A 17377-nucleotide genomic window follows, 5' to 3' on the forward strand; every position below is an offset into this window, starting at 1 on the left:
TTTCCGCCCCTTTTATTATTGATATAAGTGCTGATTCATATGGCCCATTCTGAACCTCAAACCACAACACCACCTAATTCTAAAGTTCGTGTTTTATTTGCGAGCCTCGTGGGTACAACAATCGAGTTTTTTGATTTTTATATCTATGCCACAGCTGCTGTGTTGGTCTTTCCTCACCTGTTTTTTCCATCAAGTAGTGGTGGTGCTGCAACGCTTCAATCATTGGCTGTGTTTGCAGTTGCCTTTATTGCTCGCCCTGTGGGTGCTGCTGTATTTGGTCACTTAGGCGATCGAATAGGACGTAAATCCACATTAGTGGCTGCCTTATTGCTGATGGGGCTGTCTACAGTCTGTATTGGTCTACTCCCAACTTATGAACATATTGGCATTATTGCGCCTTTATTGCTCATCCTCTGCCGTTTAGGACAAGGGCTTGGTTTAGGTGGTGAATGGAGTGGTGCAATATTGCTTGCCACTGAAAACGCACCTCCAGGTCAACGTGCATGGTATGGAATGTTCCCACAACTTGGCGCGCCCTTAGGTTTTATTTTAGCAACAGGCTCTTTCTTGTTGCTTGGCGCAGTCATGTCAAATGAGCAGTTTTTACAATGGGGCTGGCGTATTCCCTTCATTGCAAGTTCTCTCTTGGTCTTTTTAGGTTTATATATTCGTTTAAAGCTACACGAAACACCTGCTTTTCAACGCGTACTTGATAAACAAAAAGAAGCTAATATCCCCTTTAAAGAAGTATTTGTGCGTCATTCTAAAACATTGTTGTTAGGTACGATTGGTGCAATTTGTACTTTTGTTTTGTTTTATTTGATGACTGTATTTGCATTGAATTGGGGAACCACTGCTTTACACTATAGCCGTAGTGATTTCTTAAAGATGCAACTGATCGCAACCGGTTGTTTTGCGCTATTTATTCCTGTATCGGCTATTCTTGCCGAAAAATTAGGTCGACGAACCACATCAATTGCAATTTGTGTGTTGGCTGCAGTATTTGGATTGTTTTTTCAATATTTCTTTATTGCCAATGAGCCACTTCATATTTTAATGTTTTTATGTATTGGTTTATCGATTATGGGACTCAGTTATGGTCCTATTGGTACTGTTTTGTCAGAAATTTTTCCAACATCTGTGCGTTATACAGGCTCTGCTTTGGCGTTTAATTTGGCAGGAATTTTGGGCGCTTCATTTGCCCCATTAATTGCAAGTCATCTTGCGCAACAATATAGCATTGCTGCTGTAGGGTATTATTTATCAGCGGCTGCAATCATTTCTTTAATTGCATTTATGTTTTTACAAGAAACTAAAAAAGTAGATGTGAATCAGCAAATCTAATTAAAACCATGTGGTGGTGTAAGCGCTATTTTATGTGCTTACACCACAGTGAAAAATAATACTAATCAATTTGCCTCCATGTAATATCTTCGTCTTCTCTAGACAATGTAAAGGTAAAACCATCATCTGCTTTGACTAAATAACGACTGGTTGATGTATGGATGATTTTGAATAATACGCCTTTGGCGTAAGAAATCGTAGGATACCCTTCTTTTTTTATTTCTATTGGTGCTAACAATTCTACAATTAAGTTGCTCACATGCTCTCCATTTGGCAAATATTTGCTTAATATAAAAGATTTATGATCGCTCAAATAAGCGTTAAACCAAGTTCATTATATATATATAATTATTTTTAAAGATATATTTAATTAAATTAAACGGCGTATATCATCATATACGCCGTATTTGACCTGTTTAATATTAAATTAAGCAGGTTCTGCAGTTTGGTCTTGGAACACGTTTAATTCCAAGCCCACTTCCTTACCATTTTCTTTTTTCACAGATACAGCAACATTACCACCTTGCGCTGCCAATTCACCAAATAGAATCATTTCTGCCAATGGCTTTTTCAAGTGCTCTTGAATCAGACGCTGCATTGGACGTGCGCCCATCAATTGGTCATAACCATTTTTCGCCATCCATTGACGTGCACTTTCGTCCACATCAAGTACAACTTTCTTATCATCTAACTGCGCTTGTAATTCTGTTAAGAATTTATCAATCACTGATTCAACAATGCTAAATGGTAATGCTTTAAATTGTACAGTCGCATCTAAACGGTTACGGAACTCAGGTGCAAAGGCTTTTTTCATTGCATCTTGATTGTCATTGCTATGGTCTTGTTCAGTAAAGCCAATACTTGAACGAGTAATACTTTCTGCACCAATATTGGTGGTTAATACCAAGATCACATTACGAAAATCTGATTTACGCCCATTGTTGTCTGTTAATGAACCATGATCCATGATTTGTAACAGCAGATTAAATACATCAGGGTGTGCTTTCTCAATTTCATCAAGCAATAACACGCTATGCGGATTTTTATGCACCGCATCTGTCAGCAAACCACCTTGATCAAAACCCACATAGCCTGGAGGTGCACCAATTAAACGTGATACAGCATGGCGCTCCATATACTCCGACATATCAAAACGAATCAGCTCTAAACCGAGCAATTTAGCAAGTTGTTTGGTGACTTCTGTTTTACCGACCCCTGTTGGGCCTGCAAATACAAAACTACCAATTGGTTTATTCGGTGACTTTAATCCTGCGCGTGATAGTTTAATCGCGGATGATAACGCAGCAATGGCCTCATCTTGACCAAACACCACGCGTTTTAAGTCACGATCAAGATGCTGAAGTACAGACTTATCATCTTTTGATACTGTTTTTGGTGGAATACGTGCAATTTTTGCAATAATATCTTCAATATTCTCAACAGTAATCCGTGTCTTCTTCTCTTCTGTTTGCAAACGACGCTGCGCACCTGCTTCATCAATCACATCAATGGCTTTATCAGGTAAAAAGCGATCATTAATAAACTTAGCAGACAGTTCGACAGCCACATTTAGAGCTTGGTCATCATATTCAACACCATGAAACTCTTCAAAGCGATTTTTAAGACCCTGTAAAATTTCAACAGTTTCACTGATACTTGGCTCATTCACATCGATTTTTTGGAAACGACGCGATAAAGCATGATCTTTTTCAAAGACTTGACGGTGCTCTTGGAATGTTGTTGAACCAATGCATCGTAATGTGCCATTAGATAATGCAGGCTTAATTAAGTTTGATGCATCCATGGTGCTGCCCATACTTGAACCTGCACCAATAATCATATGAATTTCATCAATAAACAGAATTGCATTGGGATTTTTCTTTAATGCATTCAGTAAGTGCTTTAAGCGTTTTTCAAAATCACCACGATATTTGGTTCCTGCCACCAATGCACCAATATCTAAGCTATAGATTTCTGCATCTGCAAGTGGTTTAGGCGCTTTGCCATTGACAATTAACCATGCAAGACCTTCTGCAATTGAAGTTTTACCCACACCTGGATCACCAACCAATAATGGATTGTTTTTACGGCGACGGCATAGAATTTGCGCTGTACGCTCAATTTCTTTTTCACGACCGATCAGTGGATCTGTTTTGCCTTTACTTGCTTCAACATTCAAATTTGAAGTATATAGCTCAAGCGCACTGTCCGTGGTTTCTTTGCCATTGGCTTCAACATCATTGTCATCAGATGCATCATCTTGCGATTGATTTTTTGCACCGCCATGCGCTAGATATTGGGTCAAAGTCAAGCGGTTAATCTGATGGCGTTTTAATAGATATACAGCAAATGCATCACGTTCTGAGTACATCGCCACTAAGACATCTGCGCCTTCTACTGTGCGATCACCGCCACTCGATTGCACATGGAAAATAGCACGCTGCAAAATGCGATCAAAGCTTTCCGTTGGGTGCGGAGCTTGTTCGCTGTGCTCACCCAATTTTGGTGTATGTTGTTCAACATACTCTTCAAGCTCTTTTCTCAAGACAATAATATCTGCACCGCATGCTTTTAAGGCATTGACAGCAGAGTCATTGTCTAACAATGCAAGCAGTAAGTGTTCAACGGTAAGAAATTCGTGTCTTTTTTGTCGAGCCATGCTTACGGCTAAACGTAAAGACACCTCTAATTGACGACTGAGCATATCATCACCTTATTGTTTTGGCTCAATCTGACAAAGTAACGGATGACCTTGAGACCGAGCATAATTATTGACTTGATTCGCTTTTGTCTCAGCAATATCTCTTGGATAAACACCAGCGACGCCTTTTCCTTCATAATGTACAGTTAGCATTACTTCGGTGGCTTGGTCAAGATTCATTGCAAAAAATAGTTGTAAAATTTCAATAACAACATCCATCGGCGTATAGTCGTCATTTAATAAAAAGACGATATATAACGGCGGACGTTTTAGTTCAGGCGGTGCCACTTTGACATCTAAATCTCCCTCATCATGCTGATCACTTGATTGATCAGAGAGTTGAATATGCCAATCGGTATAGCCTGTGTTGCCAAATGACGCTTTTAGCTCATTTAGATTCACTTTTTTGGTTGAACTACGCATAAAATTTGATTTCATATCTATTGGGTTTTTGCCTCAGCTTGAGGCACATCGGAAACAAATGCAGGTGGGGTTGATATAGGTTGACCACGTAACCAATTAAAGCGTTTAATTTCAGTTAAACCGCCATTCACACGCACCTCAATAAATTGCGGTACAAAACCTTTTGGCATGGTCCAGCGCCCTGTTAAACGCTCAAAGTTTTCAAAGTTATAACGATTGTCTTCCATCGGAATAACTAAAGTTTCACCTGAACGAATTAAGCGCAATTCAACTGTGCCTACAGCAGGTCGCTGACTTGGACTCACTTGAAGTAAGTCAAGCTGATATTCAAAAGCATCTTCTGTGATTGGTCGAACACTTAAATTTTGTACAGTTAGAGCAATACCACCACGCTGTTTTAGCGTGGTACGGTAAATTTGATTTTGCGTTTGTGCAATGGATAAATCGGCTTTACTTTCAGTGAGCGCATGTGTGAGATGACTTGTGTTAGTCACCGCAACATCACGCTCTTGTGTTGCTATATTAAAGCTCTTATTTAAAGAACTCAAAGTTTCTTTTTGTTTCTGAACAACACCCATTAACTCTTCAGCATCAGCACTGTAGCCTGCAACAGTTAAACCTTGCCGATGACCAACAGAATAACCAAGTGCAATTCCCCCGACAAACAAAACAAGGCTACCTAACACAAGATATTTATGTGCTTGAATAAAGTTGGGTTTGGCAGTTTTGCTCATCGGCTTAGATGCATCCTCAAGCGATTTATCTGTCATTTTTTATTCTCAATATTCATGATCATGTCCATTAAACAAAATCATACCTTGTTCGCTTATGGTAATAAAGCAATACCCGTTAAACCTAAGTTTTCGCTTAAACCGCACATAATGTTCATGTTTTGAACAGCCTGACCTGCAGCACCTTTCACCAAATTGTCTTGAACCACTACAATCACAAGCTTATTCGGCTGTATTTTGGTCAGGGACATACGCAGCATATTTGAACCACGCACGCTACGCGTATCAGGCACACTGCCTTGTGGCATCACATCCACAAAATACTCATCAGCATAAAACATTTCATATAATGCTTGGATGTCTAAAGCTGCCCCTTTGTCCGTTAAATCAACATAAATTGTACTGAGCATGCCACGGATCATTGGCACCAAATGTGGAACAAAAATGATATTGTCAAAAGATGCTGTTGTATCTGCAGCAATCACACCTAATGCCTCAACAATTTCAGGATGATGACGGTGACCTGCAACCCCATAGGCTTTAAAGTTATCTGCATTTTCACTATAGACTAAACTTAATTCAGCTTTACGTCCTGCACCTGATACACCTGATTTAGCATCAATTAAAATACGTTCAGGGACAATTAAGCCTGCTTGTTGCAATAGAGGCGCTAGTCCAAGTTGTACTGTGGTTGGATAACAACCCGGATTACCTACAACACTTGCATGCTTGATTTGTTCACGGCGTAATTCAGACAAGCCATATACAGACTGTTGAAGCAACTCAGGACATGTGTGCTTTAAGCCATACCACTTTTCAAAGACATCAAGATTTTGTATACGAAAATCAGCTGCTAAATCAATTACTTTAGTGTTTGCTGCCACCAATGCTTCGGCATGCTTCATAGCAACACCATGTGGCGTTGCAAAAAACACCACATCACATTGTTTTAATTCTTCAATATCTAAATCTGAAAATGTTAATTCAGTCTGTCCACGTAAACTTGGGAATAAGTTTGCAATTGGCTTACCTGCTTCGGTTCGTGACGTCAGCGTGGTTACTGTCACATCAGGATGACGTAATAAAATTCGAAGTAGCTCAACGCCTGTATATCCTGTACCGCCTACAATGCCGACTGAAATCACTATAAGTTACCTCAAATATTGGTCATGACTATAATTTTTCTATTATGACAGGAAGCACATTTTTTCTAAACTGCAATTTTATATTTGCTGAAATTTAATGGATTTTTATACATAATTGAGTTGCGTTAACAACCAATATGGCCACTCAAATTGCTGTAACTGCTGCTTGTGCTGCATAAATTCATGATCAAATGTACCCACCAAAGACCAAAACTGTGCGCTGTGATTAAAATGTTGTACATGTGCTAATTCATGTATGCAGACATAACGGACCAAGGTCATTGGAACCAATACCAATGCCGCATTCAACATAATTTTATGCTGAGTATTACAGCTTCCCCATCTGCTTTTAGCGAATCGGATTTGACTGTGTTGATACTCAATTCCAATTTGCTGTGACATCTGCTGTAAAACATGGGGCAAATGTTGTTTTGCATAGGCTAAAATAAAATGAAGCAATCCTAAAGTTGCATGTTCTTCATTTAAATACACTGTATGTGCTTGCTCAGAAAAGACAAATAATTTTTTCTGTGCTTGGTAGTGTACCTGTATCGGAAGCTCTGAATTGAATAACAACAAACAACTTGGGCGCTGTGCTTGGCTTAGCATATGCTGCTTTTTTTGCTGCCACGTTGATACAATCCAACCCATTGACTGATCAATAAATTGTTTAACCTCACGCTGAGCACATCGCGCAGGTACAAGCACATCAATATGATCTAAATAGACACGCACACGTAAATGTCTCGCGCGTGCATGTCGTTTTATTTTAAACTCAGGTAGCTCAGTCATTATAGAACTGAAAGACGCTCTTCAATACCTTGGTTGGTTGCCACAATTGCAATATCTGCTTTGTTAATGGCAAAAATACCATTGGTAACAACACCTGGAATATTATTAATGGTTTTTTCAATCTCTAAAGCATTTAAAATATTTAAATGATGAATATCTAAAATCACATTGCCATTGTCTGTTACCACACCTTCTCTATATGCAGGGTCTCCGCCTAAAGCCACAATTTTACGTGCTACTGCTGAACGTGCCATTGGAATGACTTCAATTGGTAATGGAAAATCAAGACCCAATTGATCAACCCACTTTGAATCATCAACAATACAGACAAATTTCTTTGCAATTGAAGCAACAATTTTTTCACGGGTTAATGCTGCACCACCACCTTTAATCATATGCAAGTGGCGGTCAATTTCATCTGCGCCATCGACATAAGCATCTAAACCCGACACTTGATTCATATCAATCACTTCGATACCAAGTTTTTTTAAGCGTTGTGCTGTGGCTTCTGAGCTGGCAACAGCAGCTTCTAATTCAAGCTGTGGAAGTAAATCAATTAAAAAGTTTACTGTACTGCCTGTACCCACGCCCAAAATTCCACCATATGGTAGGTGTTTTAAAGCAGCCTCTGCTGCAGCTTGCTTTTTGGCATCTTGATTTGCATATAAACTCATAAAAAGTCACTTCATTTTGCTGGTTAAAAAAAGATTTAAGTTGATTATTAAACCCAATCATATACAGTGTTTGCTACAATCACGCATTATTTTAAACTGTTAGATGGAAGATAACCATGTTGTTTCGTTTGGTCAGACACATTTTACAAGCAACCGTTTATGACGTTGCCATAGAATCCCCTCTCGAAGCAGCGCCACGAATTAGTCAAAAAATTAACAACAACATTCGTTTTAAACGTGAAGACCTACAACCTGTTTTTTCATTTAAGCTACGCGGTGCATATAACCGTATTAGCCAAATTCCTAAAGAACAATTACAAGCAGGTGTCATCTGTGCTTCTGCTGGCAATCATGCACAAGGCGTTGCGTTGTCAGGTCAAAAACTTGGTATTCCAGCCATTATTGTGATGCCAACGACAACACCTGATATCAAAGTCCAAGCGGTTAAACGCTTAGGTGGTCAAGTTGTATTACATGGCGACTCATTTGACATTGCCAATCGATATGCCATTGCACGTGCAGAAAATGAAGGTTTAATTTATATTCCGCCGTATGATGATGAATTGGTCATTGCAGGTCAAGGCACGATTGCAAATGAAATTCACCGTCAATGGCGCGAAGTAGATTATATCTTTGTCGCGGTGGGTGGTGGTGGTTTAATTTCAGGAGTCGCAGCCTACTTTGCAGAAATTGCACCACATGTGAAGATAATTCCAGTCGAATATGAAGAGTCTGCATGCTTAAAAGCCGCCTTTGACCATAATGAACGTGTGACTTTACCGCATGTCGGTTTATTTGCAGATGGTACAGCAGTTGCTCGAATTGGTGACCTACCGTTTCAAATTTTGAATATGACCAAACAAGATGGCTCGCCTATCGTTGATAAAAATGTTGTCATCGTCAATACAGATGAAATTTGTGCTGCCATTAAAGATACTTATGATGACACACGCAGTATTGTAGAACCATCGGGCGCAATGGCATTGGCAGGCATTAAAAAATATATTAAGCAGCATGGGATTGAAAACAAGAATTTTGTTTCAATCGTTTGTGGTGCCAATATGAATTTTGACCGCTTACGCTATATTGCAGAACGTACAGAATATGGTGAACAGCGTGAAGCTATTTTTGCTGTTACCTTACCTGAGCAAAAAGGTGCATTCTTAAACTTTTGCCGTGCGTTAGAAGGCAAAAATTTGACAGAATTCAACTACCGTTCAAGTGGTCAAGCAACCGCACAAGTCTTTGCAGGCGTGAGCTTAAAAGGTGGCGAACAAGAGCGCCATGCCATTTTCCATACCTTGCAAACACATTATGATGTTGAAGATCTCTCTGACGATGAAGTTGCAAAGCTCCATATTCGATATTTAATAGGCGGACATTGTGAAAAAAATGAGCGTTTATTTCGTGTCGAATTCCCTGAAAAACCAGGTGCATTACTCACCTTTTTAGAGCGTTTAGGTCCAGCCCATAACATTACATTATTTCACTACCGTAATCATGGTGCTGCGGAAGGTCGTGTCTTGGTCGGATTAGAAGCAGATCTAAACGAAACAGATCAGATTACAGCGCAATTGAAAAATATTGACTATCCTTACCAAGAAGTAACCAACAATCTTGCGTTTCAGCGTTTTTTAAAATAATTGAAAAATAAAAAGGCAGGTTTAACCTGCCTTTTTTAATCATATTGGATTAATACCAATCGAGTAAAGATACCCCAATACCTATATAATTGGCACGGTGATTATAATCAATCAAGCTTTCGCCATACCCATTAAAGTATTGTAATTGTCCACGTAAGTTGCCTTTAATCGGAAATGTCCAATCAAATTGCATTGCCCCGCGAGAGTTATCTCCACCTTTTAGCGTATGACGCAGCATCAATGAAAAATTATGCTCTTTATATTTATAAAACGCAGTTAAGTCGCCTCGTCCAATATAATTTTTAATGTCAGGATTATTGTCATCACTTGCACTTTCAGGAATACGATACCAAGGTCGTAAAATCACAGCAAAGTTATCACGCTCCAAACCAATATTCAGCATTACTCGATTCCAACTGCGTGAAAACGGATCTGATTGCCCATTGGATTGATGGTTAACGGTCACACCAAGTAAGCGACCATTTAAACCGAGCAATTGATAATTGGTCCTGAACATTAAACTGGCTTCAGGCTCATAACTGCTTTCACGAAACGGGCTTGACTCTGCTGAATTATATGCCTGCCAATGCGACGCTTGGGTATAGCCGACCCATAAGTCGCCATTATTGCCAAATATATTTTCCAATGCTTTGGTTTTTAATGACAATTGAAATTTAAGTTCTGTGGAATTTAAATTTTGATATGGCACAACATTATCAGGGTTTGGACTATACGGTGTTGAGTTTTTATTGCTGGTCCAAAATGCAGGCAAGACATACACAGGTTTATAACCACGAATATTCCATGTACCCAATTTACTTTGTTCAGACAACTCCCAACGGCTGTCTAACATCGAATCTAAAGGTGATAGTTTTTTATTTACATCTGTTGAATAAATAAAATTTAATGATCTTTTGAGCTTGCCTGTAATTGAGTCAGGTGCAGCTTTAACTTGGGCTGCCTCTGTTGCCGCAATTTCAGTTTTTTGCTCGGTCGCTTGTGCCACCTGTTTCTGCGCAAGCACATTATAATATTGATCATAACATGCTAAACGATCTGCATTAGACACAATGCCTGTACATGCTTTACCGCTAACAGGTGATGCTGTAGCAACAGCATCACCTTGCGCAGCATAAGACACGCTACAGCATAATAGTGCACCCATAGGCACACTGATTGCCGTGATTACGTGTTTAATTGGTCTATGCCACATGGTTTATTTTCTCGTTCACTTAGTTCAGCGTTTGAACATCAAAGCCTAATTTTTCCAATTCTTCACGTTTTGCAAAAGGAGCAACCACACCTTTGGTTGGCTGACCTTCAAGTAAATACGTTGTTGCAACACGTGTTAGATCATCAAAGGTTACGGATAAAATACGTGAGCGCATTTCATTTCTAAACTCAGGCGTTCTTTGATGCAATTTTGAATAACACGCTGTAATGGCTTCACCTGCAGGTGAACCTGGGCGATCCATGGATGCCACTAATCCTAAAATTGCTTCTTCAAGCTGATACGGCTTTTGTGGTTGATTCAGCAACCACTGAATGCTGGCTTGAAAATCTGCAAAAGTTTCAGTTAAACGCGGGTCACGATAACTGAAAAATCTAAATGCACATGCGTTGCCATCATACGCTGCACCACCACCATAAGCACCACCTTTTTCACGTAATGCGCTGTGCAAGAAGCCATTTCTTAAATAGCCTGCCAATACCATGAGCGATACTGCATCAGGATGGGTTGCCTCAACCGCAGGATAAGCAAGCGCACAAAACTGAACATTGGTTTGGATCAGCCATGCTTGATCACCTGCAACGTCATGACGTGGTACGACTTTTAACGCGTCAATCTGTTGAGGCACTGTCACTTGCTGCCAAGTTTGACTGATTTTTTCAATTAATTCCAAGCTTTGCTGTTCTTCAGACACCAATAAAAACTGCTTTGGTGCTGCCAACAATGCTACATGAACTCGCTTCATTTCAGTAATAAAGTCTGTATAGGCATGTTCATCAGATTCAATATCACGAATTAATTGGTTTAACCAATTTAGTGCCCCTAAACCTGTATTGAAATAATCTCGAGTCGCCAAACTGCTCATATGACGTGAAGCAATTTGCATGGCATAACTATGCCCTGAACCACTAATACGCGCACTCCAACGAGTTTTACGCTCTTGCAATAATTCTAAAATACGATTTTTTTCATCAAAACGAATTTCAGCAAATGCAAGCTTTAATAAATCAATCGCTGCATGATTGTTTACCAATGACTTGGTGGTCAAAGTCAGAAAAGCACTAATCTCTTGTTTATCATTTAAACCACTACGTAATGATGCTCCCATGCCTAACCCACCGCTCACAGCGGTTTGTTGCTGTTGCAACTCAAGATAATCATATTCGCCTGCACCCACTTCTCCCATCAATACACTTAATAGAGTGAAGTAAGGCGATTGCACCACATCATGTGGAATATCAATCACAACTTGTTGGTAATACAGCCCATTGGTTCCTGCATGATAGACATGAAGCGGTGTGGCTTGACCATTATGATGAATCGTTTGTGTGACACCTTCTGCAATTTTTAAAGCTGGCGGTACATCGTCTAGACCAACTTTAGGTAAAATTGATAAATCATCTTCTGTCGCTTGTCTTTCTTGCAATGCCACCGTATTTTTTTCAATTTCTGCTTGAGCTTCTGCTGTTAAATCGGCTGCAATTTGATTTAAACGATCTTGCTCTGCCTGCTGGTTTTTAGCCGTCAGCTCAGCATCAGGCACTAAGGTCAACAAAACACGATGTGGGTTGTCTAATAAATGAGTTTGGATTAAAGATTGCAACCAATGTGGATCTTTAAGCTCTTCTTTAATCAGTGCAATGGCATGATTAACATCCCATACATCAATTGGATCACTGTGATGAATTGCGCTTCCCATACCATTCATGATTAAACTTAGACCGTAAGGCGTTCCATCACCACTCACTTCACGCTGATGCAATTCAATTTGATGTAAAATCGAGTCGATGAATGCAGGATCAATAGGTTTCGCAGCCACATCGGCTAACACCTCAAGCACACCCTGTTTGAATGTATCAGCATGTTCAGCATTTGAACCTTGTACACCACAGAAAAATGTCATTTCAAAGTTGCTGTCATCAACTCCCATAAATGGTCCTGATGATTCCGCATAATCACAAGTTTCTAAATATTTACGTAATGGTGATGCTGAATTTTCAAGTAAAATACCTTCAACCAAACGCATACCAAGGCGTGTTTTAATATCACTTGACTGTGGTAATAACCATGACAAGACATGGTAAGTTTTATCTGCAAGATCGGCTTGATCTACAGCATACTGCTCAACCACATCTACAGGCGCAGTTAAGCGCTGTTCAGGAACTGAGTAAATTGTTTCGCCTGCACTAAATTCAGACAATGCTTGCTCTTCAATCTGCGTATGTAAATCATGCACAGGGATATTTCCAAACGTCATGAAGACGGCATTACTTGGATGGTAATGTTTTTGATAAAACTGTACCAATTCTTCATGAGTTAAATCAGGAATATCTTTGGGTTCGCCACCTGAGTTGTAATGATAAGTGGTTTCAGGAAATAGATGATGTGCTAAACGGTGGTATAATTGGTCTGTAGGTGCACTCATTGCCCCTTTCATTTCATTAAAAACCACACCTTTAAATACAGGTTGACCGTCTTCTAACTCAACACGAATGCCTTCTTGGGCAAAATCTAATGGATTGATATTGGCAGCAAAAGCAGCATCTAAATACACAGACAATAAATTATAAAAATCTTTTTTATTTTGAGTTGCAAACGGGTATGCCGTCCAATCTGCGGCAGTAAAGGCATTCATAAATGTATTTAATGAACGACGAATCATTAAAAAGAAGGGATCACGTACAGGAAAACGTTTTGAACCACAAAGAACCGTGTGTTCTAAAATATGCGCCGTGCCTTTAGAATTCATAGGTTGAGTACGAAATGCCACTAAAAAAACATTTTCTTCATGATGGCTTGCCAAATGATAATGTACTGCACCCGTGACCTTATGACGATATTCTAAAACAAGCACATCTAATGCATCTACATGCTGTTGACGGATCAACTCAAATGCAGGGTGTGTGGGCTGAGAATGTGTTTCGATCACGTCTACAGGCATATCAATTTCTCACTCAAAATATGGACTAAATTTCAGTATTATAACGATATAAAGTTTTTTATTTCATCATAAAACAGGTATGTATAACACTTTTATTACACAGTTGATGCAACATCTAATAACATACATTGCTAGATGACAAGATTCCTATATTGCCTGATTCAGTTAAGATCAGCAAAGACCACCATGTATTTAAAGCAGATAAAATGGCTCATTAAAATTGAATTGCTGTTATTTTCAGCAGCAATATTAGACAAGACCACCCTGCTTACATGGATAAAATCACAGGATAAATTGCACTCAGGCAAGAAATGTATACAATTCACCTAATTTCAACCGTTGAGTCATATAAGCCATGCAAACCTTGTGGTCCGATTTAGATCATTATATTGAATCCCATCTTCTTCCTAGCGATCCAGCATTAGATCAAATTATTGACAATACAAATCAGCATGGTTTATCCAATCATTTGGCTGTGGCACCGAATCAAGGCATGTTGCTTCAAATGCTGATTCAAATGAATCGCTGTAAGCGTGTACTTGAATTGGGTACATTTGCAGGTTACAGCACCATTTGGCTGGCCAAAGGACTACCTCAAGATGGCTATTTACTGACCATTGAAGGTCGTGAAAGTCATGCTTTAGTTGCTAAAGCCAATATCGAACAAGCACACATTGATACACACATTGACTTAAAAATGGGGATGGCTGCAGATGTATTAAATGCATTGCCTGTAGATACTGCACCATTTGATTTCATCTTTATTGATGCAGATAAAGGCAGTTACCCTGAATATTTAGAATTAACATTAAAGTTTTCACGTTCAGGGAGCATCATTGTATTAGACAATGTTATTCGTAACGGTGATATTTTAGATCCTCACAATCACAAACCAAGCATTACAGGTATTCGTCAGACATTTGAAGCATTGAAAAACCATGAAAGAATTGCTTCATGTACTGCATTACAAACTGTTGGCAGCAAAGGTCATGATGGATTTGCGATCGCGATTGTCAAGTAATCAAAAAGTGTACTCTTAAGTTTTATTATTTTAATTCAATATCTTAAATAGATTAACTATAGTTACACACAAAGTTATCCACAGAATATGCGGATAACTTTGTATTGAAGCAATTTTATTTTACAACAATGATCGGTACATTAATTTCACGGTATACCGTTGTTGTAATACTACCTAAGAAGAACTGATGCAAGCGGCTTTGGCTAAATGCACCTAAAATTACAAATTGAATTTCATGCTCTTTTTGGTAGTCAATAATATTTTGAGCCACATTACCTTGGCGGTTTTCAACGACTACATCAAAACCATGCTCTCTTAAGTACGCTTCTGGTTCTTGTAATACGTCAGGTTGATCACCGATATAAAGTAAATGACATTGCAGATGTTTAAATAAATCACTCTCTGCAATTCCTTCCATCATACGTTTACATAATGGTGAATCTTCATAAGCAAAAATAAAACGGGTTGGTGGCTTAAAATGATCACTCACTGTCATGACAGTACAGTTGGCGCCACGAATAAATTTTTCGACATTACCGCCTAAATCTTTATTCTTTTCAGCAGCACTTTCACCCACTTTACCAATTAACGCAATATCATCTTCTTTCAAGACCGCTAGGCTTTGTTCAAGAAAGTCGCCTTTTTCTTGTAAAATTGACGCTTCAATACCGTGTTTTTCTTTGATTTGCTCAGTAATATGTTTCAATAAATTATTACTATAATCGATTGCAACTGCACTTTGTTTTTGTTCAAGCTCAGCAAGCTCTTTTAAAAGCATTGAATTACTTTCAAAACCAATCACACCACTAATTTCACCTAAGTGATAACTTGATGAGTAATAATCTAAAACTTGCAATAAAACCAACTCGCGATGCGTTGTTTTAGCAATCCAAGCAGCAGCTTCAGCAATTGCATTGACGCAAGGGGATGAATCAATACAAGCAATAACACGTTTCATTGGGCCTCTCTCTTGAGTTTTGTTTCACTCTAGGTCTAGTTCTATTTTTTAACTTAACACAAGTTGAAAACTCTGCAACTATTTTTATTTTGCCTCGCAGTAATAAACCGCAAAATCACTGATTTAATCTCTATATTTAATAAATCGTGCAGGATTTCCTGCGACAATGGTCTTTTCAGCGACATTTTTAGTCACCATGCTGTTCATTCCAACCACTGCATGATCTGCAATGATAACACCATCTTTTACGCCCACATATGCACCTAGCCAAACATCACGACCAATAATAATACCTTTCGAAGTGACAGGTTGCTGATACATTGGTTCATCAAGGGAAATTCCATGTTCAAAGGCATATAAGTGCGTATAAGCTGCCAATCGTGCTTGATCATGAATAGTGATCCCCACTCGTCCACCATCTAAAATACTATGATGATTAATCGCCACCTCCGCACCAATGTTCAGTGGACCATGTAATACACAATCTGCTGCAATAAAGGAGTGATCTCCTATATAAATTGGACGTCCAGGTTCCGCAAAAATATGGGCAAGTGGTGAAATAAAGACATTCTCACCAATATGAACCGTTTCCATATCTTGTAAGTATGCTTGATAGTCTTTTTGCCATGCCACCGCCCACTCGCGATGTTTTGGTTTTAAACGCCAATATAGCCACGGCATATAATTTAAGCGATGCTGATGTTGCTCTCGATATTTCAGCAAGGGATCTTCTAAGTTCAATCGAGTTCCTTAAGGGTTTCGCGACCACGGGTTAAATCTTGCAACTTTTGATTTAAGTCTTCAACTTGATGTACTTGAAGCTTTAGATCAATCATGACACCATCGCTTTGATAATCCTCTGCATGTTCTGCATGCAGCTGCGATAATTCATATTGGAAAATTGGCCATTCACTAAATGTACAACAAATTTGGAATTGTTTTTTCTCAACCAATTCAACTTTCTCAACCAAAGCCAAGCATTTTCCAGCACAACCGCCATATGCACGGACTAATCCACCTGTCCCGAGCTTCACACCACCATACCACCGGCTAACAATGACTAAAATATTCGTTAAATCATTGCCTTCAATGGTGGCTAAAATAGGTTTTGCTGCGGTGCCTGACGGTTCACCATCATCATTTAAACGAATATTATGACCTACTTTCCATGCCCAGCATTGATGTGATGCAGAAATATCTTTGTAATCTGCTAAGCGTTGTAGTGCATCTGCTTCGTCTTCAACCGGAATAGCAATTGCTTGAAAACGACTTTTCTTAATATCCTCTTCAAAGGTCATTACTTCAGTGATGGTAAAAGCCATACGTTTTCATTCTCGTTCAATGTCACTTATTTACAAAATATTTTTAAATTTTAAAACCAACAATATCCTTTGCTTATCGATAAATCAAATTTGTCCATTGCTTAGGCTAATGATTCGTGTTCTTGGTAGTATACAAAAGTTACCGCACGTATTTTGACGCATTTGAATTGATCATTGCATGTATTCACTTTAAATTATGATTTTAAATGATTCAAATGGGCACAACATGAAACTTCCGCATGGTATCTATCAACACTACAAAGGACAAAAATATCAAGTTTTTGGTATTGTCAGACACAGTGAAACACAAGAGGAATTGGTTATGTATCAATGCCTCTATGGTGATTATTCTTTTTGGGTTAGACCGCTTGAAATGTTTCAGTCCTATGTCACGCTTGATCAAGGTGAATCTGTGCCACGTTTTAAACACATTGCATAACGCTTGTGGTTC

At 38.9% G+C, this 17377-nt stretch carries 16 protein-coding genes; 4 read left to right on the forward strand and 12 right to left on the reverse strand.

The features are described from left to right. The first annotated feature begins 39 nt into the window (after window positions 1-39). Complete coding sequence (locus CFY84_RS03065; RefSeq protein WP_088822724.1) at window positions 40-1344, forward strand: MFS transporter; 1305 nt, start codon at window positions 40-42, stop codon at window positions 1342-1344. Between the two features lie 61 nt (window positions 1345-1405). Here CFY84_RS03065 and CFY84_RS03070 read toward each other — a convergent pair whose 3' ends face one another. The 7 genes from CFY84_RS03070 to rpiA form a co-directional block, all read right to left on the reverse strand. Further along, window positions 1406-1603 (reverse strand): hypothetical protein, encoded by a 198-nt coding sequence (locus CFY84_RS03070; RefSeq protein WP_088822725.1) that lies wholly within the window; start codon window positions 1601-1603, stop codon window positions 1406-1408. A gap of 168 nt (window positions 1604-1771) precedes the next feature. Beyond that, entirely contained in the window at window positions 1772-4048 is a 2277-nt protein-coding gene (gene clpA / locus CFY84_RS03075) for an ATP-dependent Clp protease ATP-binding subunit ClpA (RefSeq protein ID WP_088822726.1), read from the reverse strand. Between the two features lie 9 nt (window positions 4049-4057). Then, window positions 4058-4468, reverse strand: a complete 411-nt coding sequence (clpS, locus tag CFY84_RS03080) for an ATP-dependent Clp protease adapter ClpS (protein WP_088822727.1) — start codon at window positions 4466-4468, stop codon at window positions 4058-4060. A 17-nt stretch (window positions 4469-4485) separates the two neighbouring features. Next, complete coding sequence (locus CFY84_RS03085) at window positions 4486-5238, reverse strand: DUF6776 family protein (RefSeq protein WP_171289022.1); 753 nt, start codon at window positions 5236-5238, stop codon at window positions 4486-4488. 56 nt (window positions 5239-5294) lie between these two features. Beyond that, window positions 5295-6344, reverse strand: coding sequence for an N-acetyl-gamma-glutamyl-phosphate reductase (gene argC, locus CFY84_RS03090; RefSeq protein WP_088822728.1), 1050 nt, complete (start codon window positions 6342-6344; stop codon window positions 5295-5297). Between the two features lie 105 nt (window positions 6345-6449). Next, entirely contained in the window at window positions 6450-7136 is a 687-nt protein-coding gene (locus CFY84_RS03095; RefSeq protein ID WP_088822729.1) for a M48 family metallopeptidase, read from the reverse strand. After that, entirely contained in the window at window positions 7136-7810 is a 675-nt protein-coding gene (gene rpiA, locus CFY84_RS03100) for a ribose-5-phosphate isomerase RpiA (RefSeq protein ID WP_088822730.1), read from the reverse strand. The genes CFY84_RS03095 and rpiA overlap by 1 nt, the downstream gene beginning before the upstream one ends. Window positions 7811-7926: 116 nt before the next feature. Between rpiA and ilvA the strand changes: the two genes are divergently transcribed. Further along, complete coding sequence (gene ilvA / locus CFY84_RS03105; protein WP_088822731.1) at window positions 7927-9453, forward strand: threonine ammonia-lyase, biosynthetic; 1527 nt, start codon at window positions 7927-7929, stop codon at window positions 9451-9453. A 49-nt stretch (window positions 9454-9502) separates the two neighbouring features. Here the strand turns inward: ilvA and CFY84_RS03110 are convergent, their stop codons facing one another. After that, entirely contained in the window at window positions 9503-10618 is a 1116-nt protein-coding gene (locus CFY84_RS03110; RefSeq protein WP_088822732.1) for a phospholipase A, read from the reverse strand. A 67-nt stretch (window positions 10619-10685) separates the two neighbouring features. After that, window positions 10686-13625: an insulinase family protein gene (locus CFY84_RS03115; RefSeq protein WP_088822733.1), complete on the reverse strand. Its 2940-nt coding sequence runs from the start codon at window positions 13623-13625 to the stop codon at window positions 10686-10688. Between the two features lie 355 nt (window positions 13626-13980). On the opposite strand from CFY84_RS03115, the gene CFY84_RS03120 reads away from it, so the two are divergent. Next, the gene (locus tag CFY84_RS03120; protein ID WP_088822734.1) at window positions 13981-14646 is read left to right on the forward strand and encodes an O-methyltransferase; all 666 of its coding nucleotides are present in this window, start codon (window positions 13981-13983) and stop codon (window positions 14644-14646) included. A gap of 115 nt (window positions 14647-14761) precedes the next feature. On the opposite strand, the gene CFY84_RS03125 is transcribed toward CFY84_RS03120, so the two are convergent. From CFY84_RS03125 to CFY84_RS03135, 3 genes are all read right to left on the reverse strand, one after another. Beyond that, window positions 14762-15604 (reverse strand): universal stress protein, encoded by an 843-nt coding sequence (locus CFY84_RS03125; RefSeq protein ID WP_088822735.1) that lies wholly within the window; start codon window positions 15602-15604, stop codon window positions 14762-14764. Between the two features lie 123 nt (window positions 15605-15727). Then, entirely contained in the window at window positions 15728-16285 is a 558-nt protein-coding gene (locus tag CFY84_RS03130; protein ID WP_213062823.1) for an acyltransferase, read from the reverse strand. A 56-nt stretch (window positions 16286-16341) separates the two neighbouring features. Then, window positions 16342-16926 carry an IMPACT family protein gene (locus CFY84_RS03135; RefSeq protein WP_088822737.1) on the reverse strand — a complete coding sequence of 195 codons (585 nt, stop codon included), beginning with the start codon at window positions 16924-16926 and terminating at the stop codon, window positions 16342-16344. A gap of 226 nt (window positions 16927-17152) precedes the next feature. Between CFY84_RS03135 and CFY84_RS03140 the strand changes: the two genes are divergently transcribed. Beyond that, window positions 17153-17365, forward strand: a complete 213-nt coding sequence (locus CFY84_RS03140; protein ID WP_088823375.1) for a DUF1653 domain-containing protein — start codon at window positions 17153-17155, stop codon at window positions 17363-17365. Window positions 17366-17377 lie beyond the last annotated feature (12 nt).

It is taken from the genome of Acinetobacter apis, assembly GCF_900197575.1.
GTDB classification, from domain to species: Bacteria; Pseudomonadota; Gammaproteobacteria; order Pseudomonadales; family Moraxellaceae; genus Acinetobacter; species Acinetobacter apis.